Annotated in this window: 26 protein-coding genes; 10 read left to right on the top strand and 16 right to left on the bottom strand. The window is 30.7% G+C overall.

All coding sequences use genetic code 11. From position 1 onward, the window contains the following. The 3 genes from WH52_RS13690 to WH52_RS13680 all read right to left on the bottom strand — a co-directional run. Positions 1-982: NAD(P)/FAD-dependent oxidoreductase (locus WH52_RS13690; protein ID WP_086031527.1), on the bottom strand; the 982-nt coding region annotated here is incomplete at its 3' end. A 124-nt stretch (positions 983-1106) separates the two neighbouring features. Then, complete coding sequence (locus WH52_RS13685; RefSeq protein ID WP_086031526.1) at positions 1107-1337, bottom strand: NifU family protein; 231 nt, start codon at positions 1335-1337, stop codon at positions 1107-1109. Between the two features lie 6 nt (positions 1338-1343). Beyond that, the gene (locus WH52_RS13680) at positions 1344-2474 is read right to left on the bottom strand and encodes an Mrp/NBP35 family ATP-binding protein (protein ID WP_086031525.1); all 1131 of its coding nucleotides are present in this window, start codon (positions 2472-2474) and stop codon (positions 1344-1346) included. 161 nt (positions 2475-2635) lie between these two features. On the opposite strand from WH52_RS13680, the gene WH52_RS13675 reads away from it, so the two are divergent. Beyond that, positions 2636-3544, top strand: coding sequence for a sterol desaturase family protein (locus WH52_RS13675; RefSeq protein ID WP_086031524.1), 909 nt, complete (start codon positions 2636-2638; stop codon positions 3542-3544). On the opposite strand, the gene WH52_RS13670 is transcribed toward WH52_RS13675, so the two are convergent. From WH52_RS13670 to WH52_RS13655, 4 genes are read right to left on the bottom strand one after another with little or no spacing between them, the layout of a single operon-like run. Beyond that, positions 3541-3870: an MGMT family protein gene (locus tag WH52_RS13670; RefSeq protein ID WP_086031523.1), complete on the bottom strand. Its 330-nt coding sequence runs from the start codon at positions 3868-3870 to the stop codon at positions 3541-3543. The two genes, WH52_RS13675 and WH52_RS13670, sit on opposite strands and share 4 nt — an antisense overlap. Before the next feature lie 20 nt (positions 3871-3890). Then, positions 3891-4502 (bottom strand): hypothetical protein, encoded by a 612-nt coding sequence (locus tag WH52_RS13665; protein ID WP_086031522.1) that lies wholly within the window; start codon positions 4500-4502, stop codon positions 3891-3893. 16 nt (positions 4503-4518) lie between these two features. Then, on the bottom strand, positions 4519-5190 hold the full coding sequence (gene trmB, locus WH52_RS13660; RefSeq protein WP_086031521.1) for a tRNA (guanosine(46)-N7)-methyltransferase TrmB: 672 nt from the start codon (positions 5188-5190) through the stop codon (positions 4519-4521). A gap of 12 nt (positions 5191-5202) precedes the next feature. Next, positions 5203-5424 (bottom strand): DUF6341 family protein, encoded by a 222-nt coding sequence (locus tag WH52_RS13655; protein ID WP_086031520.1) that lies wholly within the window; start codon positions 5422-5424, stop codon positions 5203-5205. A gap of 44 nt (positions 5425-5468) precedes the next feature. Between WH52_RS13655 and WH52_RS13650 the strand changes: the two genes are divergently transcribed. Beyond that, positions 5469-6371 (top strand): DUF6427 family protein, encoded by a 903-nt coding sequence (locus WH52_RS13650; protein WP_143592185.1) that lies wholly within the window; start codon positions 5469-5471, stop codon positions 6369-6371. Positions 6372-6463: 92 nt separating this feature from the next. On the opposite strand, the gene upp is transcribed toward WH52_RS13650, so the two are convergent. Both upp and WH52_RS13640 read right to left on the bottom strand, forming a co-directional pair. Further along, a complete protein-coding gene (gene upp / locus WH52_RS13645; protein ID WP_086031518.1) occupies positions 6464-7117 on the bottom strand; it encodes a uracil phosphoribosyltransferase in 654 nt (217 codons plus the stop codon). A gap of 70 nt (positions 7118-7187) precedes the next feature. Continuing rightward, complete coding sequence (locus tag WH52_RS13640) at positions 7188-7958, bottom strand: alpha/beta fold hydrolase (RefSeq protein ID WP_086031517.1); 771 nt, start codon at positions 7956-7958, stop codon at positions 7188-7190. 36 nt (positions 7959-7994) lie between these two features. On the opposite strand from WH52_RS13640, the gene brnQ reads away from it, so the two are divergent. Then, the gene (brnQ, locus tag WH52_RS13635; protein ID WP_086031516.1) at positions 7995-9269 is read left to right on the top strand and encodes a branched-chain amino acid transport system II carrier protein; all 1275 of its coding nucleotides are present in this window, start codon (positions 7995-7997) and stop codon (positions 9267-9269) included. A gap of 30 nt (positions 9270-9299) precedes the next feature. On the opposite strand, the gene WH52_RS13630 is transcribed toward brnQ, so the two are convergent. The 4 genes from WH52_RS13630 to WH52_RS13610 all read right to left on the bottom strand — a co-directional run bounded on the left by WH52_RS13630 (position 9300) and on the right by WH52_RS13610 (position 15733). Further along, positions 9300-9785: a DUF3575 domain-containing protein gene (locus WH52_RS13630; RefSeq protein ID WP_086031515.1), complete on the bottom strand. Its 486-nt coding sequence runs from the start codon at positions 9783-9785 to the stop codon at positions 9300-9302. A gap of 107 nt (positions 9786-9892) precedes the next feature. After that, positions 9893-13237 carry a hypothetical protein gene (locus tag WH52_RS13625; protein ID WP_233131572.1) on the bottom strand — a complete coding sequence of 1115 codons (3345 nt, stop codon included), beginning with the start codon at positions 13235-13237 and terminating at the stop codon, positions 9893-9895. Between the two features lie 186 nt (positions 13238-13423). Next, entirely contained in the window at positions 13424-15505 is a 2082-nt protein-coding gene (gene feoB / locus WH52_RS13615; protein WP_086031512.1) for a ferrous iron transport protein B, read from the bottom strand. Positions 15506-15508: 3 nt separating this feature from the next. Further along, positions 15509-15733 carry a FeoA family protein gene (locus tag WH52_RS13610; protein WP_086031511.1) on the bottom strand — a complete coding sequence of 75 codons (225 nt, stop codon included), beginning with the start codon at positions 15731-15733 and terminating at the stop codon, positions 15509-15511. Between the two features lie 113 nt (positions 15734-15846). On the opposite strand from WH52_RS13610, the gene WH52_RS13605 reads away from it, so the two are divergent. The 6 genes from WH52_RS13605 to WH52_RS13580 all read left to right on the top strand — a co-directional run bounded on the left by WH52_RS13605 (position 15847) and on the right by WH52_RS13580 (position 22068). Beyond that, positions 15847-16992 (top strand): DNA polymerase III subunit, encoded by a 1146-nt coding sequence (locus WH52_RS13605; protein WP_086031510.1) that lies wholly within the window; start codon positions 15847-15849, stop codon positions 16990-16992. Between the two features lie 10 nt (positions 16993-17002). After that, positions 17003-17491 carry a hypothetical protein gene (locus WH52_RS13600; protein WP_086031509.1) on the top strand — a complete coding sequence of 163 codons (489 nt, stop codon included), beginning with the start codon at positions 17003-17005 and terminating at the stop codon, positions 17489-17491. Positions 17492-17549: 58 nt separating this feature from the next. After that, the gene (locus WH52_RS13595) at positions 17550-18962 is read left to right on the top strand and encodes a sensor histidine kinase (protein ID WP_086031508.1); all 1413 of its coding nucleotides are present in this window, start codon (positions 17550-17552) and stop codon (positions 18960-18962) included. 5 nt (positions 18963-18967) lie between these two features. Then, complete coding sequence (locus WH52_RS13590) at positions 18968-19750, top strand: enoyl-CoA hydratase/isomerase family protein (RefSeq protein WP_086031507.1); 783 nt, start codon at positions 18968-18970, stop codon at positions 19748-19750. Position 19751: 1 nt separating this feature from the next. After that, positions 19752-21470: a helix-turn-helix domain-containing protein gene (locus tag WH52_RS13585; protein WP_086031506.1), complete on the top strand. Its 1719-nt coding sequence runs from the start codon at positions 19752-19754 to the stop codon at positions 21468-21470. A 217-nt stretch (positions 21471-21687) separates the two neighbouring features. Beyond that, complete coding sequence (locus WH52_RS13580; RefSeq protein ID WP_086031505.1) at positions 21688-22068, top strand: hypothetical protein; 381 nt, start codon at positions 21688-21690, stop codon at positions 22066-22068. Positions 22069-22317: 249 nt separating this feature from the next. Here the strand turns inward: WH52_RS13580 and WH52_RS13575 are convergent, their stop codons facing one another. The 3 genes from WH52_RS13575 to WH52_RS13565 all read right to left on the bottom strand — a co-directional run bounded on the left by WH52_RS13575 (position 22318) and on the right by WH52_RS13565 (position 24542). Next, on the bottom strand, positions 22318-22971 hold the full coding sequence (locus WH52_RS13575) for an HD domain-containing protein (protein ID WP_086031504.1): 654 nt from the start codon (positions 22969-22971) through the stop codon (positions 22318-22320). A gap of 64 nt (positions 22972-23035) precedes the next feature. Beyond that, entirely contained in the window at positions 23036-24043 is a 1008-nt protein-coding gene (locus tag WH52_RS13570; protein WP_086031503.1) for an aspartate-semialdehyde dehydrogenase, read from the bottom strand. A 1-nt stretch (position 24044) separates the two neighbouring features. Then, complete coding sequence (locus WH52_RS13565; protein WP_086031502.1) at positions 24045-24542, bottom strand: GNAT family N-acetyltransferase; 498 nt, start codon at positions 24540-24542, stop codon at positions 24045-24047. A gap of 206 nt (positions 24543-24748) precedes the next feature. Between WH52_RS13565 and trhO the strand changes: the two genes are divergently transcribed. Further along, the gene (gene trhO / locus WH52_RS13560) at positions 24749-25795 is read left to right on the top strand and encodes an oxygen-dependent tRNA uridine(34) hydroxylase TrhO (protein ID WP_086031501.1); all 1047 of its coding nucleotides are present in this window, start codon (positions 24749-24751) and stop codon (positions 25793-25795) included. Positions 25796-25818: the final 23 nt, after the last annotated feature.

Here is a 25818-nt window from a genome sequence, read left to right as displayed (position 1 = left end):
TAGTATATTTCATTACATATTTTTTATCTGGATGGATTCTTTTATATGCACTTTGACACATTAAAGTTGCTTCGTGGAAACCACATAAAATCAACTTTAACTTACCAGGATATGTGTTTACATCTCCAATTGCGTAGATTCCTTCTCTATTCGTTTGATAATCTAAAGCATTATTTACTTTAATAGCGTTTTTCTCAATTTCTAATCCCCAATTGGCAATTGGTCCTAACTTAGGCGCTAAACCGAATAACGGAATAAAATGATCACATGCTAAAGTAAACGGTTCTTTATCTTTTTGCTCAACTAAAACTCCTTCAACTTTACCATCACCAACAATTCCTTTAACCTCAGCTGGGGTGATTAAATTAATTTTTCCTTCGTTCTTTAATTTTTGAACTTGATCTACAGAATCTAAATGACCTCTAAACTCATTTCTTCTATGAATTAAAGTAACAGAACTTGCGACATCTGCTAAGAAAATAGACCAGTCTAAAGCAGAGTCTCCTCCTCCAGCAATCACTACATCTTTTCCTCTATAAATTTCTGGTTCCTTAATCATGTACTCTACACCTTTATCTTCAAAATCAGCAATATTAGGAATAGGTGGCTTACGAGGTTCAAAACTTCCTAATCCTCCAGCAATAGCAACTACTGGTGCTTGGTGTTTTGTTCCTTTATTGGTAGTTACGATAAATGTTCCGTCTTCTTGCTTTTCAATAGTATCGGCACGCTCCCCTAAAGTAAAACCAGGTTCAAACTGCTTAATTTGCTCCATCAATTTATCAGTTAAATCTCCTGCTAAAATTTCTGGATACGCTGGAATATCATAAATTGGTTTCTTTGGATAAATTTCTGAACATTGTCCACCTGGTTGTGGTAATGCATCAATTAAATGACAACGTAATTTTAACAATCCAGCTTCGAAAACAGTGAATAACCCTGTAGGTCCTGCTCCAATAATTAGTATATCTGTTTTTATCATTTTTTAGATAAAATAAGTGAGGTATTTACATTGATATTCCTGCCTAATAAATTAAGCAGGAATTTAGATTTTTTATACTACAAAAATAGTAACTGTAAATCGTAGAAAAGCTGATAAAAATCAGTTACGCTACGTTAATTACTTCTTCAATTTCTGGAGCGTATTTTTTAATAGTAGCTTCAACTCCATTCTTTAATGTCATTTGATTTACAGAACAACCGCTACAAGCTCCTTCTAACTGAACTTTCACTGTCTTTTCTTCTATAGATAAAAGCTTAATGTTTCCGCCATCACTAACTAAAAACGGACGGATTTCTTCTAAAGCTTTTTCTACATTCTTTTGAGTATCTGTCATAACTTATTATTTTGTGCTACATCCGCTCATTGTAGTAATTCTCACTACTTCTGTCGGAGGTAAATTTGCATTTCTTTTTAATAATTGAGAAACCATTTCTTTAGTTACATCAGAAAACGCAACTTCTAATGGTGTTCCATTTTGTAAAGCTACTGGGTGACCAACATCACCTGCTTCACGTATACTTTGTACTAAAGGAATTTCTCCTAAAAACTTCGTATCTATATCTTCTGCTAAGTTCTTAGCTCCGTCTTTTCCGAAGATATAATACTTATTATTTGGCAATTCTTCTGGTGTAAAATATGCCATATTCTCTATGATTCCTAAAACAGGAACATTAATTGCTTCTTGATGGAACATTGCCACTCCTTTTTTAGCATCGGCTAAAGCAATATTTTGTGGTGTACTCACAACAACCGCACCATTTATTGGTAATGCTTGAACGATTGATAAATGTACGTCTCCTGTACCTGGAGGTAAATCGATTAACAAGAAATCTAATTCTCCCCAATCTGCATCAAAAATTAATTGATTTAATGCTTTCGATGCCATTGGTCCTCTCCAAATTACTGCTTGATCTGGATTTGTAAAGAAACCTAACGATAAAAGCTTAACTCCATAATTCTCAATAGGTTTCATTTTAGAACGCCCTTCCACTTTTACAGCTAAAGGCTTTTCTTTTTCTACATCAAACATTATGTGTTGTGATGGTCCGTAAACATCAGCATCTAAAACACCAACTTTAAAACCCATTTTAGCTAAAGATACCGCTAAGTTTGCTGTGATAGTAGATTTACCAACTCCTCCTTTACCTGAAGCAATAGCTATAATGTTTTGAATATTTGGAATTTCCTTTCCTCTTATTTGATTTGGCTTTTCTTTCTCTTTAACCTCAACTTTCACATTCACTTTTACATCAATCTTTTGACCTACATGTTCGTGAATTGCTTTCATAATTTCTACCTCAACCTTCTTTTTTGCTTGTAAAGATGGATTCGAAATAGTTACATCTACAATTACCTCATCTCCAAAACTAACAACATTTGTTACGTTGTTGTTTTCAATCAAACTCTTACCTTCTCCTGGGGCAGTAATTGTTTCTAACGCCTTGTATATATCTTGTTTTTTAAAACTCATTAGAGTATTTACTTATATTAATTCTAAACTACAAAGATACATTATAGCCCTCAGAAAATAAAGTGTTTACATTAGCATTATTTATGCTATAATCACTCTTATTTATAACGATTTTTAAAAGGTAGTAATATGCAATAAATTTTACTGTATTTTAGTAGCCTATGGAGATTATAAATTATATAAATAAACTTGCTTACCCAATTGCAATTCCGTTTTTTGTTTTGTTGTTATTTATTGAGATTTACTTAGGTTACAGAGATAAAAAACAAACGCATTTACAAAAAGATTCTCTTACAAGTATTGCTACAGGAATTGTTTTTTTTGCAATAAGTTTACTAACCAAATCAATAAAGCTACTCATCTTTTTCTGGGTATATAACAATTTTCGATTTTCTACCATTGATTATAACAACTGGATTTCATGGATTGTTCTTTTCTTCTTAGATAATTTTACTTTTTATTGGGGGCATAGAATTGCGCACACTGTCTCTTTTTACTGGGCAAGTCATGTAGTTCATCATTCTTCGGAGCATTTTAACTTTTCTACCGCAGTAAGAAAAACGTGGACTTATGATGTTACTGGACATTTTTTATTTTGGATATGGCTTCCGCTAATTGGATTTCATCCACTACAGATTTTCGCTGTAAAAACATTGAATTTCATTTATCAATATTGGATTCACACCGAGAAAGTTGACAAGCTACCTAAATGGTTTGAATTTATTTTCAATACTCCATCACACCATAGAGTACATCATGGTTCTGATTTAAAATACTTAGATAAAAATCATGCAGGAGTTTTAATTATCTGGGATCGTATGTTCGGTACTTTTCAGGCTGAAGAAGAAAAACCTAATTACGGACTTACAACAAACATTAAAACCTACAATTTGTTTGATGTCGAATTCCACGAGTGGAAAAATATGTTAAAGCGTGTTTGGAATAGCAATAGTTTAAAAAACGGATTTAACTATTTAATTATGCCTCCCGGATGGAGTCATGACAAGAGTACATTAACTACGAAAGAATTGAGGAAAGGTCTCGACTCTGCTCAACCTGACAAAAACTAAAGCTCCTTACTTGGGTCCCAAAAAATCTCTTTAAAGTTTTGAATTTTATTGTCCTCAACAACAATTCCTTCGCTTTCTAGTAATTGTTGCATTAAATTCGTTCCGTCGAAATGATGTTTTCCTGTTAATAACCCTACTCGGTTAACTACTCTGTGAGCAGGCACATCTTTTCCTGAAGAATTATTCATTGCCCAACCTACCATTCTTGCAGAACGTGCAGCTCCTAAATATTTAGCAATTGTACCGTAGCTGGTAACTCTCCCATATGGAATTAATCGAGCTACTTCGTAGACTCTTTCAAAGAAATTTTCAGATTTTTTTTCCATTTTAAAAATGATTCTATAGACTAAAAGTACAATTTTACAGCTGAATAAATTGCTACAAATCCAGTAATTATTCCAATGCAAACATTCAAATATTTTGAATAAGACAACAATTTTCCTTGTAGCTTTTGTGCTAAATAAATATAACTACTTAAAATAGCAAAAGTTCCTAGCACAGTTCCTATTCCAAAAACTGATGTACATGTTAGTCCAGACATTGCCCAACCATGCATAACAAAAGAGGAATGTGCAATGGCAAAAAACGGAATAGCAAACATGTTTATTGATGATAATGACAAACCAAAAAGGAATCCGTTTTGTATAGTTTTAGAAGTAACTTCCTTACTTTTTGACAGTCCTTTGTAAATAAAAACTACCGACAAAATAGCAAAAACAACCACTGCTGTTTTCTTTACCCAATTAATTAATTCTGGATATTCTTCTAAAAAAGAAGACAATAAAACTGCTAAAAAAACCTGAATAAGTACAACTAAAGAAGCTCCCCAGATAAACTGACGAGCTACTTTTTTATTATTTTCAATGGTAATTTTACTTGCTGTAATATTGAGCATACTAGGTGGCGTATAACCAATGTAAGATGTTACAAAACCTAATACTAAGTGCGATAAAATCATAAAAATTTAGAGTGTTTTAATACTTCACTCTAAATTTGACGTAAGTTATCGGTTTTCCTTGCTCTAAATATTGCTTTTCGTAGAAAGTTTGTGTTCCAGTTACTTCTTCTGGACTGTACACATTTTTATACACATCGTGATTTGCATGTAAAACTTCATGTCCTTCACCATGTAATAAACCTAAGGTATAACCATGCATAAACTCACTATCTGTTTTTAAGTTTATACATCCTTCTTCTTTTAATACTTTGTGGTATTTTTTTAAGAATTCAGAATTGGTCATTCTGTGTTTGGTTCTCTTATATTTTATTTGCGGATCTGGGAACGTAATCCAAATTTCATCAACTTCGTTTTCAGCGAAAATCAAATCGATTAATTCAATTTGCGTTCTTACGAAACCAACATTTTTCATATCATTTTCAATCGCAGTTTTAGCTCCACGCCAAAAACGAGCTCCTTTAATATCGATTCCAACAAAGTTCTTGTCTGGATTTTTTTCTGCGAGTGCAATTGTATATTCACCTTTACCACATCCTAGTTCAACAACAATAGGATTATCGTTGTTAAAAAAAGTATTCCACTTTCCTTTGTATTGAAAGTTTGCGGTTACTTCTTCTCTGGTAGGTTGAATTACATTAGCAAACGTTTCATTTTCTTTGAAACGTTTTAATTTATTTTTACTTCCCAAATTGCGTAGTAATTATGCTCTATCTTCTGTTCCTTCTTTTAAGAATCTTACAGATTCTTTCATCCAGTAACCAAGAAGAACAAATAAAATTAAAACAAAAATCCAATTTACTGCATTTGAAGTCCACCAACCTGCATTTCCTTTTGCTAGTGTTAAACGCAACCAATCAAATGGTAAGAATAAGAAATCAGTAAATAAGCTACCAATCCATCTAAAAATATTACCTGCTATCATATCTTATAAGTATATTTACGCTTGCAAAAATATAAAAAGAAACCATGTTAGCCAATTTTTTCGGAAAATCTAAACCCGTAAACTTTGTAGTGTTATTTACACTATTTCTTTGTTATTTTTTAATGGTTACTTTTTCTAATGGATTTTCGTTAGATAGTCTTAAAGAACTTTTTTGGTTTATTGTTATTTTTTCGGTTTTCAACTTTATAATTGCCAAGAATAACTTAACCTTCGATAATTCGTATGCGTTTTTATTCTACGTCTTATTAATTGGTTCTTTTTCTGAGGTAATTCAGCTCAACAACACATTTTATGCTAACATAACTTCTTTACTTTTTTTAAGAAAAGTGTATAGCTTAAAATCATCAAAAAACACGTTACATAAATTATTTGATGGTGGTTTATGGTTAGGAATATCGTTTTTAATTGAGCCTTTAACTGCTTGTTTTGCAATATTGTTATATGCTTCAATTTATTTACACCAACGGTTTACCTATCAAACGTTATTAACTCCGATCATTGGATTCTTTCCACCATTATTTCTATACTTTACATATTGTTTTTGGTATGATAAGATGGAATTATTTACTCAACTTTTTAAATGGAAAGACCAATTAAATTTCGATTTTTATTTATCGAACAAGTATTTAATTCCTATTATTTTGATTGGTGTTTTAATGATTTTTTCACTTTTGATGAAAACGCCAAAAACATTATCTATTAAAAACACTTTTAGAAAAAGCTGGATTCTAGTACTCATACACTTAGCCTGTAGTGTCTTTATCGTAGGATTGATTAACGAAAGACAAGTAAGTGAATTACAATTTTTATTCTTTCCAACAGCTATTGTGTTAACAAATGGAATAGAGTTAATAGAAAGAAAATGGTTAGTTGATGTTCTCCTAATAGTTTTTGTTACGCTATCGTTTGTAAGCTTTTTTCTTTAATCGCAGGGCGATAACCAAGGGGTTAATTCTCCAAGGTTTGCTTCAAATTGTTTGGAATATTTCGTAGGCTTGCTTTCCTCGAGGTAGTTGATTTACATTTTTGCTCCGAAAGCTAAATCACCTGCATCGCCAAGACCAGGAATTATATACCCTTTATCATTTAATTTTTCATCGATATCGGCAATCCATAGGTGAGTGTTTTCTGGAAAGTGATTTTTAATTAACTCAACTCCGTCATTAGATCCAATTACAGACACTAAATGAATTTCTTTTGGCGTACCGTATTTTTTAATAGCTTCATAAACTGCCACTAAAGATTGCCCAGTAGCCAACATAGGATCTGCTAATAACAAGGTTTTATTTTCGATTGCAGGAGAAGCAAAATACTCAACAACAATTTCAAATTCAGCATCATTATTTGGGTGATGACGATATGCTGAAATAAATGCATTTTCGGCGTCATCAAAATAATTTAACAACCCATTATGCAACGGTAAACCAGCTCGAAGAATAGAACACAAAACAACTTCGTTATCAATTATAGCGGTTTCTTTTGTTCCTAACGGAGTTGTAATTTCTTTGTTAGTAAAAGATAAACTTTTGCTTAATTCATACCCTAATACTTCACCAATTCGTTCAATATTTCTTCGGAATCGCATTGAATCTTTTTGAACATTTACTGCTCTAATTTCTGCTAAAAAGGTATTTAATATTGAATTTTCTTTTCCTATATGATGAATGTGCATGTTAAATATATTTGCTGCGAAATTACGAAAAAGAAAAACTTCATTTTCGTTGATGACGCATTATTACAAACTACTTTACAAAGTTTTTTAAAACAGTAATTAATTCTTCTTTTGTCTCAATATGACTCATATGTCCGTTCGGTAAAATTTGTAATGGAGTTTTCGTTTTTAGTGCTTCTTTACGAACAGATTCAAAAGGTAAAATCGGGTCGTTTTCTCCAGCAATTAAAAGCTTTTTTTGAATTGAAAACAAAACATTCTCTCTATTAGTTCTTTCTCTCATACCATGAGTTGCTGCTATATAGCCTTGCACAGGTATTTGTAAGGCTTCTTCTTTCAATATTTCAATCTCTTTTGAAAATTGGTTTCTAGTTTCTAGAGCAAACAAATTAGTAATTGACATAGAAACTAAAGCTTTATAATTAGTTTGTGCCATTTGTATAGCTCTTAAACGAAGTTCTTTTCTTTCTTCACTATCAGCCTGCGATGTTGAATTTAACAAACATAATCCTTTTAAATTCTCTGGATATTTTTCTGCAAATGCTAACCCAACATAACCTCCCATAGAATGCCCTATAATAATAACTTTTCGTAGTCTTAATTCTCTTAAAACCTCTTTAACAACAACAGCCATATCTTCCATGGTATGAATATATCCTTGGCAGCTGGTTTTTCCATGTCCTAGCAAATCAATACACACAACTTTATTTTTTATAGAAAGCTCTTTTACAATATCTTTCCACATGGTAGAATTCTCTAAAAAACCATGTAGTAGAACAATAGCGTTTCCTGTACCCTCTACAGAATAAAAAACCTCTAGCTCTTTATATTTTAAAATCATTTTTACTGTATATTCGGCAAAGATAAATCGGAAGCAATGAATAAAACAAAAGAAGTCTTAATTACTGGTTTTGCCTTATTTTCAATGTTTTTTGGGGCAGGAAACTTAATTTTACCTCCTTTTTTGGGTAAAAATGCTGGTGAAAATTGGTCTTTAGTTGCTATCGGATTTTTTATCACTGCAGTTATAATTCCAATTCTAGGAATTTTAGCTCATGCTCGTCTTCAAGGTACTATGTTTGATTTTGGTAAAAAAGTATCGCCTATTTTCAGTACTGCATATTGCTTAATTGTATACACGATTTCTATTGCTTTACCCGCTCCAAGAACTGCTTCTGTAACTCATGAAATGGCAATTCAGCCTTACTTTAACGTGAGTTCATTAGTTACGAGTTCTGTATACTTTATTTTAGTTTTCTTCTTTGTAATAAATCGATCAAAAGTATTGAGTTTGCTCGGTAAATTCTTAACACCGCTTATCATTCTTATTTTATTAAGCATAATTTTTGTGGGGATTTTTGCTGCTCCAGAAACTATAAGCGCAACAACTTTTAACACGCCTTTTATTGATGGTTTATTAGAAGGTTACCAAACTTTTGACGCTATTGGTGCAGTGGTAGTTGGTGGAGTTTTAGTAATCTCTATGAACTTTAATAAAAACACTTCTTTTGAAGTTAAAAAAGAACTCATTACCAAAGCTGGGTTTATAGCTGGTATTGGCTTATTCGTTATCTACATAGGTTTAATATATAATGGAGCTATTTTTGGAGGCACTTTTTCCGAAGAAGCCACAAGAACCGATGTTTTAAAAGGTATAAGCACACAAACTTTAGGAAATATTGGTACTGTTTTTTTAAGTTCCTTAGTTGCTTTAGCTTGCTTTACTACTGCTGTAGGAATTATTACTGGTACTGCCGATTACTTTAAAGGACTCTTCAATAATTCACAAAAAGCGTATTTAGTTACGGCAATTATAGGGTGTCTTTTAGGTGTTCTTGTTGGGCAATTCGATGTACATTATATTATTATAATTGCACTACCAGCTTTAATGTTTATTTATCCTATTACCATTGTTTTAATTTTACTGAATGTACTTCCTCAAAAATACACTTCAGCAATTGTTTTTAAAATTGTAGTGCTCGTAACGTTTATTTTTAGTGTTCCTGATTTTTTACAATTTATAATTGACAAGAAACATTTAGTAGGAATCATAAAAATTATTCCATTAGCCTCAAAGCATTTAGGTTGGGTACTACCAACAATACTTAGTTTTATTATTACAAACCTAATTACAATAAAAAAGCCCGCTTAAAGCGAGCTTTTATTTTTTATTTTCTTGATATTAAAATCTATACCCTAAAGCTAAACCAATTCTTGGTGCTAGTATTGGTGAATTATCGCTAAACATATTTCTACCAACTCCTGCATGTGCACTCACTACAAAACCACCATCAGACACATATTTAGATCCTATTGAAACTCCTAAAGCTCCATCGGTATAATCTACATAAGATCCATTAATCTCTTTTTCTCCTGAGTTGATTCCTAAAAACACTTCTCCGAAGTAATTCCAGTTTTGATTTGTCGTAAAATAATGACGAAAATATGGAGTAAACATATTCTTTTCATTATATCTAAAATCTGCACTTCTTTTTTCAAAGTTAAATAATGCCGACATACCTACTGAAGATTTATCGGTCAAATAATATTCGTAAGAAACCTCTAACGTTTTCATTACTAAAGCATCTCCTAAATCTAGTCTTACTTCTTGTTGTGCGTTAGCAAATGAGCTAATAAAAACAACTGCTACTAATAAAATTTTCTTCATGAATTTGTTTTTTATAAAAGTATAACGATTTTTTTCTCAATTATAATGCCACAAAAGTACGCGATTTTTTTAATCAACTAGTTTTAAAGTAGTAGAATTATTAGTGCTTAAAAAATCGCTTTTAATTGTACCATTCCTGTATGAATGGTTTTTGAATTTTCACTCTTTCTACCCAAATAATTTAGGTTTAAATGCAAAATAGAATTCAATCGTTGATTAAATAGTAAGTTCCAAGTATAGTTTCTCCCAACTTGTAATCCTTCTAACATTTGATAACCTACTGGTGAATTCGAATTCCCTTCAAAATCGTTTAAAAACATATTTACGCTGGCACTTAACTGATTTTTCTTTTTACCAATAAAAAAATATTCTGCTCCTATTTTTTGTTGCTGAAGTGATTCAAAACTTGCCACTTCATTTTTCTTTTTCTTGAAATGATAAAACAACGAAAAACGATGGTCTTTAGAGTACAGAAAAGAAAATTTTGGTTGCAATTCGTTACTTGCTATTTTAAAATTTCTACTTACAAAATTCTGAGTTTCTAACTTGTTTTCAGATATAATTCCTTTTAACTCAAACAACCAAAATTTTGATAACTTATGAATAAACTCTAACTGATGTACAAAAGAATTACTTTCTTGATTTCCGATACTAAACTGCTGTTTATTTCTCGTTTTTCCGTAGGTATACACCATACTATAATGCTGTAAACTTCTATTGAAGTAAAGATTATTTCTAAAATTAAATGTGAGTCCTAACAAATTTGTTTCACTCATATTAAACGGATTGAAATGAAACGAACTCGCATTTTTTTCCCTTTCATTATCAATCAACAAAAAAGTTTGATTGTAAAAATGTGAAGCCATTTTTTTAATTCCGTTTTTATCCTTCCATTGAGATGCATTTAGCGTTATCGATTGTTTAATTTTCGCTCTTTGAGTAGGAATATATCTCAGGTTAGGAAGCGCTACTCGTAAATAATCTGCTTGATCTTGAAATTGCGCTACTTCAAATTCATTAAACTGCTGTATACCGTCATTGTTATAATCTATCCAAGTGTAATAACCTTGTCCAGGTTCGGTTTTAACGTACACAAAATCTTGTCTGGCTATATTACCCGAAGATGTTTCGTATATCGTACTTAACTGCAAAAAGTTTTTAAAAAATCGCTGATTGTAAACTACTTTAGAATTCAACGCTTTTTCGTTGTTGGTAAAAGCATTGTTTGTAATTCTATAATTAGCAAATACTGATAAATTGGTACGTTTATTCTGAATTAATTTACTGTTTACAAAAAAAGTTTTTCTATTATTAACCTCAGTAAATTCATTCGATTTAATACTATCGTTTGTTCTGTAATTCACACCAAACTTTACGAAAACTTTTGCGGTGTCGCCAATTCCCATATACGTTTCATATTCTTTAAATCGGTGACTTGTTAATAGAAATTGATTCGTGTTTTGTTCTTTTTGTTGATTAGTTTCAAAACCTAATTTACCTCCAATCCAATATTTATTAAAACTTCTTTCCACAGAAGATTTCATTCTAAAAAACTGATCTTTTGCCCTTATCGAAGTATTATTCAACATACTACCATCAAAAGAAAAAGATGTTTTCTCACTTCGGAATTTTGATTGTATTTGATGTTTATTTCCATTAAATGAATTGGTAAAATTCAAATGATTAAAAGCATACGATATGTATTGATCTCTCTTTTTTTGTAATATCAATTCTACGCCTATCTCATGCTGATTTCCTGTAGGGTTCAACAAATTCCAATCTCTATTAAATTCTACATTTTGAAAACGTTCAACCGTCTTAAAATTATCTTGAATGAATTTATATTTCAGATTACTTTTTAACTTCCATTTTGTATCCATTAAAACCTGATTCCAATCAATTTTTGTTGCGATTTTTTTATTCTTTTCATCATCAATCGCTGAAAACAAATTTTCGTCATTATTACTGTAGGCTAATTCTGCTTTTATTTCCGTTTTTTCAGTGGGTTTGTAGCTCGTATTTACATCAAAAATTTGCAAACTCGTTGGAGCGACTAATCGAACAACAGGATTAAAATTTCCATTATTATTTCCAACATATCGATAAATCGTTCCTGTTGCAATAGTTCTATCAACTACATAATTTCCTTGGTTTGTTCCTACATTGGTAAAAGTTACCCCATAAAGCTCATCATTCTCATTGGTAGAATATTCAAAAACTTCAACACCACCTTGTTGTACTTTTTTGTACTGAATTCGATTAGGAGAATACTCATCTCGAAAAGCACTAGGAGCAAACATTTTAGAAATATCGTTTCCTGCATTGGCTAACAATTGCTTTTGATTGTCGGATAAACTTTGTTGTAACGGTTGGTTTTTCGCATCATTTTCATTGTAAAAATATCCTGCAATTGAGAATTTATTGTCTTTATATGCTGCTTTTTCGTAAGTGAAAAATCGCGTATAATTTCTATCTGAATATTGAAATTCAACACGAATTCTCATATCATTGTTAATAGGAAAGGTTGTATTGAACCTAATTTCTGCCAAATTATAATCTATTACATAATCTTTGTTTTCTCCTCTTTCTAACAATTGTCCGTTTACATACACTCGATCGCTACCAGAAATAATTACAATTCCTGGTTCATTATTTGTTCCAAATATTTTGTACGGACCTTGATTTCCTTCAACTCCCACAAAATTAAAAGAAGAAAACCTTCCTCTTACAACTGCTCCAGAAGCTAATGTATTTACCTTTTTATTGATATTTGCTTCTACTTCTAAACCTGCTAATTGCTTCTCAAAATTTAAGAAATAACTGTCTTTATTTTTTATAGAAATATCACCTCCTTTTATTCGCCAATTCTTACTAAAAAGTTCCACAAAAATTCGATCAAAATCAGTAATATTTTGAGAGTATCCGTTTTCTTGAAGCGGAATATTCGTGTCGAAAATATTTGCTCGAATAGAAACTTTACTCGATAATTTTCCTTCAATCGTTAAGTCTAAAGAAGAGTTAGTTACTGCATTTTGATTGTTTCCTACAGTAATTCCTCTCGCGATAAAACCAGAGGTTTTTAATCCATCAAACAATTTAATATTTGACTTCTTCTTGTTGGTCGTTAAACTGTATAACTTCCCTGTATTACCAGAGTTTTCTACAATTAATTTATCATCAAAAGGAGCATATATTTTGGTTAAAAAATCAGGAAAACGATAGTATTCAACAGTTATTTGAGAATACTTTTCATTTTTAACAAACAGTTTTGCTTTGGCAAAGTCTATAAAATAATCTGAAGTAGGAATTACTTTTCCCTCTTGATTTAGAACTCGAAATCGTTGTGAATTTATACTTAATGTATCTAACTGAATTGTATCTTTAGTAACCTCAAAAAACTTAGAACGAAATTCTTTTGGTTTTTCTTGTGCATTTAAACTTAGCACAAGCATAAAAAAAATAAAAAAACAGCGTTTTTGAGCCATACTTTACAAACGTATCAAAAACCAAATTAGTTTATTTTTAAGAACACCCACAATTAGTATCGCAATTTTTCTTCTTTTTATCTTTAAAAAAGAATTTTTTCAGCAGAAAAACTACTGCTAAAACAACAACACTATATGCTAAAATTTCTTGCATTAACTTAAGGTTTGATATGCTAACAATGCTGAAATGTATGCCAAAGCTCCCATTCCAAACAATTGTATTAATGGCCATTTCCAGCTTTTGGTTTCTCGTTTTACAATGGCTAATGTTGCCATACATTGCATTGCAAATGCATAAAACAATAATAAAGAGATTCCTGTTGCAAAATTAAACCTTTTTTCACCAGTTACCTCATCTACCTCAGCAGCCATTTTTTCTTTTATTGTTGTGGTATCTTCATCATCACTTTGCACACTGTAAATAGTTGCTAATGTTCCGACAAAAACTTCTCTAGCTGCAAATGATGTGATAAGTCCGATTCCTATTTTCCAATCATAACCTAAAGGTTTTACCATGGGTTCTATGGTTTTCCCCATAATCCCGATATAGGAATTCTCTAGTTTTTTAGATGCTATTTTTTGATCTACTTCTTCGGTTGTTAATTCAATTTTAGCAGTCTCTTTCTTAACTTCTTCCTCTACATTATCAAAAGAAGTTGGACCATGAGATGCTAAAAACCATAAAATAATTGAAATCGCTAAGATTATTTTTCCTGCATCTAAAACGAAAGCTTTTGTTTTATCAAATACATCAAAAAACACATTCTTTATAGAAGGCATTTTATAATCAGGCATTTCTATAACAAACAAAGAATTGTTTTTAATTTTTAAAGTTTTATGTAAAATATATGCTGCTCCAATCGCTGCTGCAAAACCTAAAACATATAGCCCTAAAAGGGTAAGCCCTTGTAAACTTAAAAAGCCAAATATTTTTTGTTGCGGAATAATCAGCGCTATTAAAATTGCGTACACAGGTAATCGTGCAGAACAGGTTGTAAATGGTGTAATTAGAATAGTTATTAATCGTTCTTTCCAACTACTAATGGTTCTTGTAGCCATAACTGCAGGAATTGCACAAGCTGTTCCAGAAATTAATGGAATAATACTCTTTCCACTCATTCCGAATCGACGCATTATTTTATCCATTAAAAACACCACTCTACTCATATATCCTGTTTCTTCTAAAACAGCAATGAATAGAAATAAAATAGCAATCTGCGGAATAAATATGACCACACCTCCAATACCTGGAATAATTCCATCGGTTAATAAATCGGTGAACTTACCTTCGGGCATATTTGCTTTAACTAATTCTGAAATTGAAGCGAATGATTCATCAATAAAATCCATAGGAACTGATGCCCACTCAAAAATTGATTGGAAGATTATTAATAATAATCCGAAGAAAATGAGATACCCGAATATTTTATGCGTAAAAATCTTATCTAATTTACTACGTAAATCAGTCGCTTTACTTCTATCTACCTTATATACAGACTTTAGTAATTCATTTATTTCTTGGTAACGATAAATCGTTTCTTTGTGTTGATATTTCTTCAGTTTAGAAACATCGTGACCAAATGCTTTCAGATCTTCATTTTGGTTGAAAAAAGGTTGCGTAAGTTCTAACCATAATTCATAAACCGTCTTTGTAGCATCTACTTTTTGCAGCTCTTCGAAATAGGAAGCATCAATTTTTGTTGCTAATCTTTCAAATTGATTTGTAGCATCTACCTTTTCAAAATTTGCTATAGCTTTCTTTAAATCATCAATTCCTTCGTTTTTTCTTGCAGAAATTAAAACAACCTTTGCATTTAAAGCTTCTTCTAGTGTTTCAACATTTAAAGAAATTCCTTTTTTCTGCATTTGATCTGCCATATTCACGGCAAGAATCATGGGTATTCCTAAATCTTTTACCTGAGAAAAAAGTAACAAGTTTCTTTTTAGATTTTCGACATCGGCAACTGCAACAATTACATCGGGTTTAGAATCTCCTAGTAAGTACGACATCACCACACTCTCATCCTTAGAAGTAGGATGAATGCTATAAGTTCCTGGTAAGTCTATAATTTCTGCTTGATTTCCATTAGGTAATTTACAATTTCCTAATTTTTTATCTACAGTTACACCAGGATAATTCCCTACCTTTTGCTGTAAACCTGTTAATTGATTAAATAACGAAGTCTTTCCTGTATTAGGATTTCCTATTAATGCTACTTGAATTCCCTTACTCATTACTTACAATTTGGTGATTTTAATTTGACTTGCCATTTCTTTTCTAATCGCTAAATGACTTCCGTTTACAGAAATATATAACGGATCTTGTAATGGCGCACGTTGAATCAACTTTACTTCAGCTCCTGGTAAACATCCCATTTCTAGCAGTTTTAATGGGATATTTTGGGTGCTTTCTTCAGAAATAATTCCTTTCTCTCCAATTTGTAATGACGTAATTGTATTCAAAAAATCTATAGTAAGTTAGCTTGCAAATATACTAAAATAGAACGATTCTAAACAAAAGATTAAACTACGCTACTCATAACAATTTATTGATAGGAGAAACCTTATATTTGCGTATGACTTTTGAGGAAATTATTGGGCAAGATCACATAAAGCAACATTTAATTACTTCTGCTGAAAACGGAAGAATTCCACACGCACAATTATTTATTGGAAAAGAAGGAACTGGTGCATTGCCAACAGCTATTGCCTATGCTCAGTTTTTGTTATGTAATTTTTCTGAAAATACTGAAGCTTGTAATATAAAATGTAGCAAACTACAACACCCAGATTTGCACTTTGCCTTTCCTGTAACCACTAACGATTCTGTAAAAAAACATCCAGTTAGTGATTTATTTTTAGAAGATTGGAGAACCTTTATAAACGAACAACCTTATGGAGGATTGTTTAATTGGTTACAACATATTGGAGTTGAAAACAAGCAAGGGCAAATTGGGGTAGATGAAGCCGAAGATATTGTTAAAAAACTACAACTAAAATCATACGAAGGTGGATTTAAAGTTATGATTATTTGGATGGCTGAAAAAATGAACACAGCCGCCGCCAATAAGCTTTTAAAACTAATTGAAGAACCTCCAAGTAAAACTATTTTCTTATTAGTTAGCGAAGACGATGGTCAAATTATAAATACTATAAAATCTCGTTGTCAAGCAATTCATTTCCCAGCATTAGGTAATGATGATATTGCCAATGCTTTAGTTCAAAGAGAACGAGTTTCTATGAATGAAGCTACCAAACTAGCACATCAATCTGAAGGAAATTACAATAAAGCTGTTCATTTATTACATAACGATTCTAACGATATAATTTTTGAACAATGGTTTATTACTTGGATTCGTAGTGCTTTTAAAGCCAAAGGAAATGCAGCTGTAATTCAAGATTTAATTGGATGGTCGGAAGAAATCGCAAAATCAGGTAGAGAAACTCAAAAGCAATTTTTACAATATTGTTTGCAATTTTTTAGACAAGCATTACTCTTAAATTATGGAACACCAGACTTAGTATTTTTAGAAACTAAATCGGCAAACTTCGATCTTTCAAAATTTGCTCCCTTTGTTCATAGTGCAAATATTTTAACGATTGAAAAAGAGGTAAGTGATGCTCAATATCATATTGAACGTAACGGAAATGCAAAAATAATTTTACTAGATTTATCTATTAAACTAACACGTTTGTTACATACTAAAGAAGCTAAAGTATAAACTCTTACACATGAAATTAAAAACCATATTCTTCGTTATTTTATTTGGAACATTTTTTGTTGCTTGTAAAAATGAAAAAAGTGAGAAAAAAGTTGAGACTAAAAAATCTCTAAAGGATTTTATGGTTGGTAACTGGGAAACGCAATATATTAAAATTGAAATGCCAACTGTAAATAAAACAGATAGCACTTCGGTTTTTGAAGATGATTTTTCTAAACCTAATACTGGTAGAGCACAATCTACTTATAATAACGACGGAACATTTTCTGCTTGGTTTAAACAACCTGATGGTAAAAAAGTAGGAGAAACCAAAGGTACTTGGAAAACAAAAGGTGATAGTTTATATGTAGATTATCCGTATTTGGGAAAACAAGTACAAGCTTGGTATTTCATAAAACAAAACGACAATAAATTTGAAGGAAAAGTTGTGTATGATTGGGACGGAGATGGAGAGTTTGATGACACACTTCAAATGAAATCAAAAAGAATAGATTTATAAAATTGCTATAGTGTCTTTATTTAACAATATTTCTTTACGAATACGTATTTTCTTATCAATGATACTCTTGGTATTATTGGCTTCTGTATTAATTGTTTTAGTAACCATTTATCAGTACGATGAACAAACTAAAGACTATAACATAAAACGTTTTGGAAGGAAAGAAAGTACAATAAAACAAGACATAGAAATTGAGTTAAAACGTAAAACTACCTACGCAGTAACTACCGAAAATTTATCTAAAATATTTCAAGATAGAATTTATGAAATGGCTGCTGTACATAAGCTAACAATAATTATGTACGATATGAATGGTACCTTTTTAAAATCGTCGAAGCCTTATAATTTCGACATGGCTAAAGACCTGCCATTAGCTAAAGAAATTGTTAGAGAATTAGCAAACAACTCAAACCATAGAATCTTAAAAAGTAAGCAGGAAAAAGACATTACTTATCAATCTTCTTACACTTATATTAACGATTTACGCTTTAAGAGAATTGGTATTTTAGAAATACAAATTGCTCAAAATAACGAAGAACAAAAGAAAGAACTACAGGAGTTTATTTCTCGCTTATCGTTAGTTTACATTTTAATGTTTATAGCAGCGATTGTTTTAGCATATTTCTTGTCGAGTTATATTACACGTTCTATTCAAACAATTTCTGAAATAATTAAAGAAACTCGATTGAATAAGCGTAATGAGAAAATTACTTTAAACGCAGCAAGTTCAGAAATTAACTCTTTGGTAGAATCATACAACAATATGATTGATCAATTAGAAGAAAGTGCTGTAAAACTTGCACAAAGCGAGCGTGAACAAGCGTGGAGAGAAATGGCAAAACAAGTTGCTCATGAAATCAAAAACCCGCTAACTCCAATGCGTCTTTCGGTACAAAGTTTCGATAGAAGATTCGATCCTAACGACCCGAATATTAAAGAAAAAATGTCTGAATACAGTCAAACTCTTATTCAGCAAATAGATGTTATGAGTTCTATTGCTTCTGCATTTTCAGACTTTGCAAAAATGCCTACACAAAGAAGAGAAAAATTAGATGTGGTTGATGTTGTAAAACACGCTCTAGACATCTTTACAGAAGACTATATACATTACATTCCTAAAGAAGAATCTTTATTTGCCAATTTAGATAAAACACAACTTATTAGAATTGTTACTAACTTGGTAAAAAATGCTACTCAAGCAATGAAAAAGGATGAAGAAAATCCTAGAATTGAAGTAAAAGTAGCGTCAGAAGGTAATAATGTAAAAATTATTGTTTCTGATAACGGAAAAGGAATTAACGACGAGAATAAAAAACTAATTTTCGAACCTAAATTCACCACAAAAACAAGTGGAATGGGCTTAGGTTTGCCAATGATAAAAAAGATAATTGAAGCGTACGACGGCTCTATAAACTTCACATCTAGTGAAGGAATAGGAACTGTTTTTACTGTAATTTTACCCAAAATATAACTACCATGAATTTTGAAAATATTTTAGTTAATCAAAACAACGGATTAGCAACCATAACAATTAACCGACCAAAGAAATTAAACGCATTAAACAAAGCAACTATACAAGAACTTCACAATGCTTTTGAAGATTTAAATAATGATGCAAATGTAAAAATAATCATCATTACCGGTAGCGGAGAAAAAGCGTTTGTAGCAGGAGCAGATATTTCAGAATTTGCTCATTTTTCTGTTGAAGAAGGAGGCGAATTAGCAAGAAAAGGTCAAGGAATTTTATTTGACTTTGTAGAAAACTTAAGTACTCCGGTAATTGCAGCAGTTAATGGTTTTGCTTTAGGTGGCGGATTAGAATTAGCAATGTCTTGTCATTTTAGAGTAGCTTCAGACAATGCAAAAATGGGGCTTCCAGAAGTATCGTTAGGAGTAATTCCTGGTTATGGAGGAACTCAACGTTTATCTCAATTAGTTGGCAAAGGTCGTGCAATGGAATTAGTGATGACTGCGGGTATGATTTCTGCGACTGATGCTCAGGCTTACGGATTAGTAAATCACGTAACATCTCAAGAAGAATTATTACCTTTAGCTGAAAAATTAGCAAGCAAAATTATGAGAAATTCTTCTGTAGCAATTGGAGCTGCTATAAAAGCTGTAAATGCTAATTTTACTGACGGAGTTAATGGATATAATGTAGAAATTGAAGAATTTGGTAACTGTTTTGGAACTGAAGATTTCAAAGAAGGAACTACTGCATTTTTAGAAAAACGTAAACCTAATTTCCCAGGAGCATAAATTGAGAACATTTGTTAAAATACTATTAGCACTTAGCCTTTATGTTTCTTTTGTTACAGCCAGTTTTGGACAAAGAAGTATTGAGGCTAAAGTTCTTTTAGACTCTATTAGCAAAACAGTTAACTACAACGCTAACCCTCATGTAGTAATTAAACTTTCAGAAAAATTATTACAACTAGGAGAAAAAGAAAAAGATACTTTTTTAATCCTTAGAGCGCTTCATCATCTGGGTAGGAGAAATCAATTTGCTAACGAAAATTTAAAATCTATTGCTTACTTTAAAAAAGAATTAGATTTCTTTTTTAAAAATAAATTTTCTGAAAAAGTAAAAAACGAATTAATTGACACCGAAATTGTTCCTGTAGAAATTTATGCGCAATTAGGTAATAATTATGCTACTCTAGGAGATACTAAAACTGCTCTAGACTATTTTAATATCTCTAAAAATATAGCAGAAAAAGAAAATCTACCTTTTTATAAAGCCGTAATACCTATTTTAATTGGAGAAATTAAAGCAAGTATCAAAGAATACGACCAAGCCATAAAAAGCTATAAAACTGGATTAAAAAGACTCGAATCATCTAAAGAAATAGAAGAAAAAACTAAGATTTTCAATAGCGCTTTAACCACCACTAGTATCGTAGAAGCATATTTACTTAAAAACGATATAGACTCTGCTAAAATAATTCTGAATCAAGGAATAAAGAAAGGTTATCATAAAAGTACTATAGGAAGTGAACTAACCTTCGAAATTGCTAAAGCAGTAATTTTAACAAAAGAAAATAAGCTTGAAGAGGCCTTGAAACAATATAAAGTAGCTGTTCAAAAATCTAATGAGTTTAATGCAGAAAAAGGAGTTTTATATTATTATCGTGGTTATGCAGAATGCTTAGCAAAACTTGGTAAATATGATGAGGCAGCTGAGTTAATGGAAAAAGGGATTGAAATTAATTCAAAAGAAGTTAAAGAACATAGCTTATCAGAAGATTATAAACAACTTGCCAAATATTATAAAACCTCGGGGAATATTGAAAAATCTAATCAATATTTTGAAAAGTATGTATTGAGTCAATCAGCTTTAGAAAAAAACAAAAGAGATGTTATTCAGCAATTTCATAATACTGAACTTGAAACTTTAAACTCACAAAAAGAAAAGCAATTAAAGTTCTCTTCTTTTTACATTCTTGGAAGCTCAATTTTTATTGCCTTACTTTTATTTTACCTATTCATTTTATCTAGAAAAAGAAAAAGAGAAACTAAAAATTTTAATGAACTTTTAGATAGAGTAAACTCTAAAAAAGAAGAATCTAAAATTATAGATACAAAAGAAAAGGTTTCAACTGAAAAAACTCCTGAAATCAATCCTGAATTAACCCAACAAATTTTAAAAGGGTTACAAAAAATTGAAGAACAAGAATATTACTTAAAACAAGAATGTAATCTATACAATGTTGCTAAAAAAATAAAAACAAATACTTCTTATTTATCTAAAGTTATTAATGCTGAGTTTCAAAAAAACTTCAACACCTACATTAACGATTTAAGAATTAATTATACGTTAATTAAACTTAAAAATGACACTCGTTTTAGATCCTATTCAATAAAATCTATTGCTGAGGAAGTGGGTTATAAAAGCGCCGATTCTTTCTCTAAATATTTTAAAAGAAGAACAGGATTACTCCCTTCAGTTTTTATTAAAAAATTAAATAACTCAAACTAAAAAGCTGCATTTTTACCCTAAATTTATAAAAATAGGGTTTCCCTTTCTTTTAGCTCATTCAACAGACACAAAACAAACAACCAACTTATAATCAGTGTTTTAAAACCAAAACAGGTTCCCTTTTTTCTTAAAACTAGGGCAACATTACTTTTATTAATGATTTTTTAGTTGGTAATTTGATATCAGAAATCAACCAACCAAACTCAGTTTAAAAATCATGAAAAGAGGCACTAACTTTTGGCTTATTTTAATACTTGCTATTTCTATTGGTTCTTTATTTGGGTATGCTGTTAGTTCTTCTATTCATGGTAAAAACAAATCTGATGCTATTCTAAAAATACTTAGAGACAATTGTAATTGTAAAGAAGTAAATCAACTTATTTATGTAAAAGGATTGCAATATGGACCAGATGGAATTACTACCGAAAAAGTAGAATATGAATTAATAGATTGTATTAATAAAAACACATCTGAATTAACTTTACTTTTAGCTAAAGAAGTAGATGGGTTTAATAAAATTGATTTGGTCACACTAGATTTTATAACTAATAATGTTTCAAATAAAACAACTATAAAAAACGGAAAAATTCAACCTTAAAAAATTACTATTATGATCACTATATTAATGAAACTTTTTTTCTTTTTAATTGAATCTATTTTATTAATAATTAATCAAATCTTATAAAAAAACAAAAAGATGACGTCTGTAAGTAGTCGTCATCTTTTTATAAGGGGAATAAAATTATAAGGGGAATTATAAATTCGCAGCTAATATACATTTAAATTACAAATACCAAAACAATTTATGTTATTTTTTAATTTATTTATTGTAAAGTTTTTGTTTTACTTATTTTTCTCCATTCCATTCAGCGTAAAATTGTTGTAAGAAACCTAGCATAAACTCATGCCTTTCTTCAGCAATTCTTTTTCCTGTTTTAGTATTCATTTTATCTTTTAACAGTAATAATTTTTCGTAAAAATGATTAATTGTTGGGGAAGTAGATTTTTTATACTCGTCCTTAGTCATATTTAGATTAGGTTTTATCTCAGGGTTATACAACTCTCTGTTTTTAAAACCACCATAATTAAAACAACGCGCAATTCCAATAGCGCCTATAGCATCTAATCTATCAGCATCTTGAACAACATCTAATTCTGATGATTTAAACTTCTGATCAAAATTTCCTCCTTTAAAAGATATGTTTTGAATAATATTTTCAACATGAAGGATGATTTCCTCTTCAACACCTTCTTCAGTTAAGAATTTACGTGCAACTTTTGGACCTATTGTTTCATCTCCATTATGAAATTTACTATCAGCAATATCGTGTAATAACGCTCCTAAAGTTACTACAAACTCATCTACATTTTCTTCTTTAGCGATTAATAGAGCGTTTTTATACACACGTTCTATATGAAAGTAGTCATGACCTCCTTCTGCTCCTTGTAAAGTGTCTTTAACAAACGTTACAGTATCCTTAATTATTTGTTCTTTATTCATAATTCAAAAATAAAAATCCTGTACAATTATGTACAGGATTTTTAAAATATAATCTTGTTAGGTTTTATACTTCAACTGAGCTTTTAATCAAATTATTTGCCACTAAATATTCAGCAATTTGAACAGTATTTGTTGCTGCTCCTTTTCTTAAATTATCAGAAACAATCCACATATTTAACGCATTCTCTCTAGATAAATCTCTACGGATTCTACCTACGAAAACTTCATCTTTCCCTTCTGAATAAAAAGGCATCGGATATTCGTTATTTTCAATATTATCTTGAACAACTACTCCATCTGTTTCACTTAATATTGTTCTTACATCTGCTACTTCGTAATGATTATCAAATTCAATATTTACAGATTCTGAATGACCTCCAACAACAGGAATTCTAACCGCAGTAGCTGTAATTGCAATACTTGGGTCATTTAAAATCTTATGCGTTTCTCTTACTAATTTTAATTCTTCTTTCGTGTAACCTACTTCTTCAAAAACATCACAATGTGGCAAAGCATTTTTATGAATTTGATGTGGATATGCTGTTTCTCCTTCAACTCCATTTGCTTCATTCTCTAACTGACGAACAGCCTTCACACCAGTACCTGTAATAGATTGATAAGTTGAAATCACCAATCTATTAACTGTATATTTTTTATGCAACGGAGCCAAAGCCATTACCATTTGAATTGTTGAACAGTTTGGGTTTGCAATAATTTTATCATCCTCAGTTAATTCAGATGCGTTAATTTCTGGAACAATTAATTTCTTTGTTGGGTCCATTCTCCAAGCAGAAGAATTATCAATTACTGTAGTTCCTACTTTTGCAAATTTAGGTGCCCATTCTAACGATGTACTTCCTCCTGCTGAAAACAATGCTACATCTGGTTTCATAGAAACTGCGGTTTCTAAACCAACTACAGTGTAGTTTTCTCCTTTAAACTCTAATTGATTTCCTACCGAACGTTCTGATGCTACAGGTATTAATTCTGTTACAGGAAAATTACGTTCTGCCAATACTTGTAACATTACATTACCTACCATTCCGGTAGCTCCTACAACTGCTACTTTCATTTTATTTACTTTTATTATTAAGGGTTAATTGCCAATAGCCAACATCTACCCATTTATTAAATTTATATCCTACTTCTTTAAAATGTGCTACTTTTTGAAAACCAAATTTTTCATGTAGTCTCACACTAGCTTCATTCGGAAGAGAAATTCCACCAATAACAACATGATAATTTTGCTCTTTAAGCTCATTTATTAGTTTTTCGTATAAAAAAGTTCCTATTCCTCTACTTACAATATTTGGCTTTAGGTATACCGACACTTCAGCTGTTTTGTAATATGCACTTCTTGTGTTCCATGAATTTGCATAAGCATAACCTAAAACTTCATTATCTTTTTCAAAAACATACCAAGAAAAATGTTTTGTTACTTCTTTTATTTTTGATTCAAAATAAACTACTTCAACAGGCTCTTCATCAAAAGTTGCTATTGAGTTTTTTATGTAGTAATTATAAATTTCGGTAATAATTACTGCATCGTTTAAGGTTACATTTCTAATCATTTAACACTTAAAAAACTTATACAAAGGTTTAAAAAAAAGAAGTAGGTTGTATATGTTTTATTATAAAATTTTACATTAAAGTTTAATTCCTATCAATTTAATACTAAATGTGTTATTTTAAACACCGAAAGTAAAAATTATGTACATTTGCACCGATTTTATAGAAAAATCATAACTTATTATTGTTTAACTTAAAAAGGTATAGCATGCAACTGTACAACAAGTTAAGCGCAGAAGAACGCGCTAAATTAATTGACGAAGCGGGCAAAGACCGTCTTACAATTTCTTTCTATCAATATTTTAAGATAGAAAATCCAACACTTTTTAGAAATAAATTATTTATTGAATGGAACGAACTTGATGTTCTTGGAAGAACCTATGTTTCTTACGAAGGTATTAATGCACAAATCTCAGTTCCTGCAGAAAACTTCTTAGCTTTAAAAGAGCAATTAGATAGTATATCTTATTTAAAAGATATTCGTTTAAATGTTGCTGTAGAGCAAAACAATAAATCATTCTTAAAATTAAAAGTAAAAGTTCGTAATAAAATTGTTGCTGACGGATTAAATGATGACACGTTTGACGTAACTGATAAAGGTGTACATTTATCAGCAAAAGAGTTTAACGAAATGTTAGCAAACCCAAATACGGTTTGTGTAGACATGCGTAATCATTACGAAAGTGAAATAGGTCATTTTGAAGGTGCTGTAACTCCAGATGTAGATACTTTCCGTGATTCTTTAGACATTATTGAAAATGATTTAAAAGAACATAAAGAAGATAAAAACTTATTAATGTATTGTACAGGTGGAATTCGTTGCGAAAAAGCTTCTGCTTACTACAAACATAAAGGATTTAAAAACGTTTTTCAGTTAGAGGGAGGTATTATTGAATATACACGCCAAGTAAAAGCTGAAGGATTGGAAAATAAATTCAAAGGAAAAAACTTTGTTTTTGATCACAGACGCGCTGAACGAATTTCTGATGATGTAATTTCTAACTGTCACCAATGTGGTAAACCGTGTGATACACATACTAACTGTGCAAACGAAGGTTGCCATTTATTATTCATTCAATGTGATGAATGTGCAGAACAAATGGAAAATACTTGTTCTACAGAGTGTCAAGAAATAATTCATTTACCATACGAAGAGCAAAAAGAATTGCGAAAAGGAAAACACGCAAGCAATAAAATATTTAAAAAAGGACGTTCTGAAAAACTAAAGTTTCAAAAAGGGAACACGGTTAGTTAACAAAATTTAAGCGCTCTTTCGAG

The sequence above is a fragment of the Tenacibaculum holothuriorum genome (assembly GCF_002120225.1).
GTDB classification, from domain to species: domain Bacteria; phylum Bacteroidota; class Bacteroidia; order Flavobacteriales; family Flavobacteriaceae; genus Polaribacter; species Polaribacter holothuriorum.
This window is presented reverse-complemented; position numbering and strand designations above follow the sequence as displayed.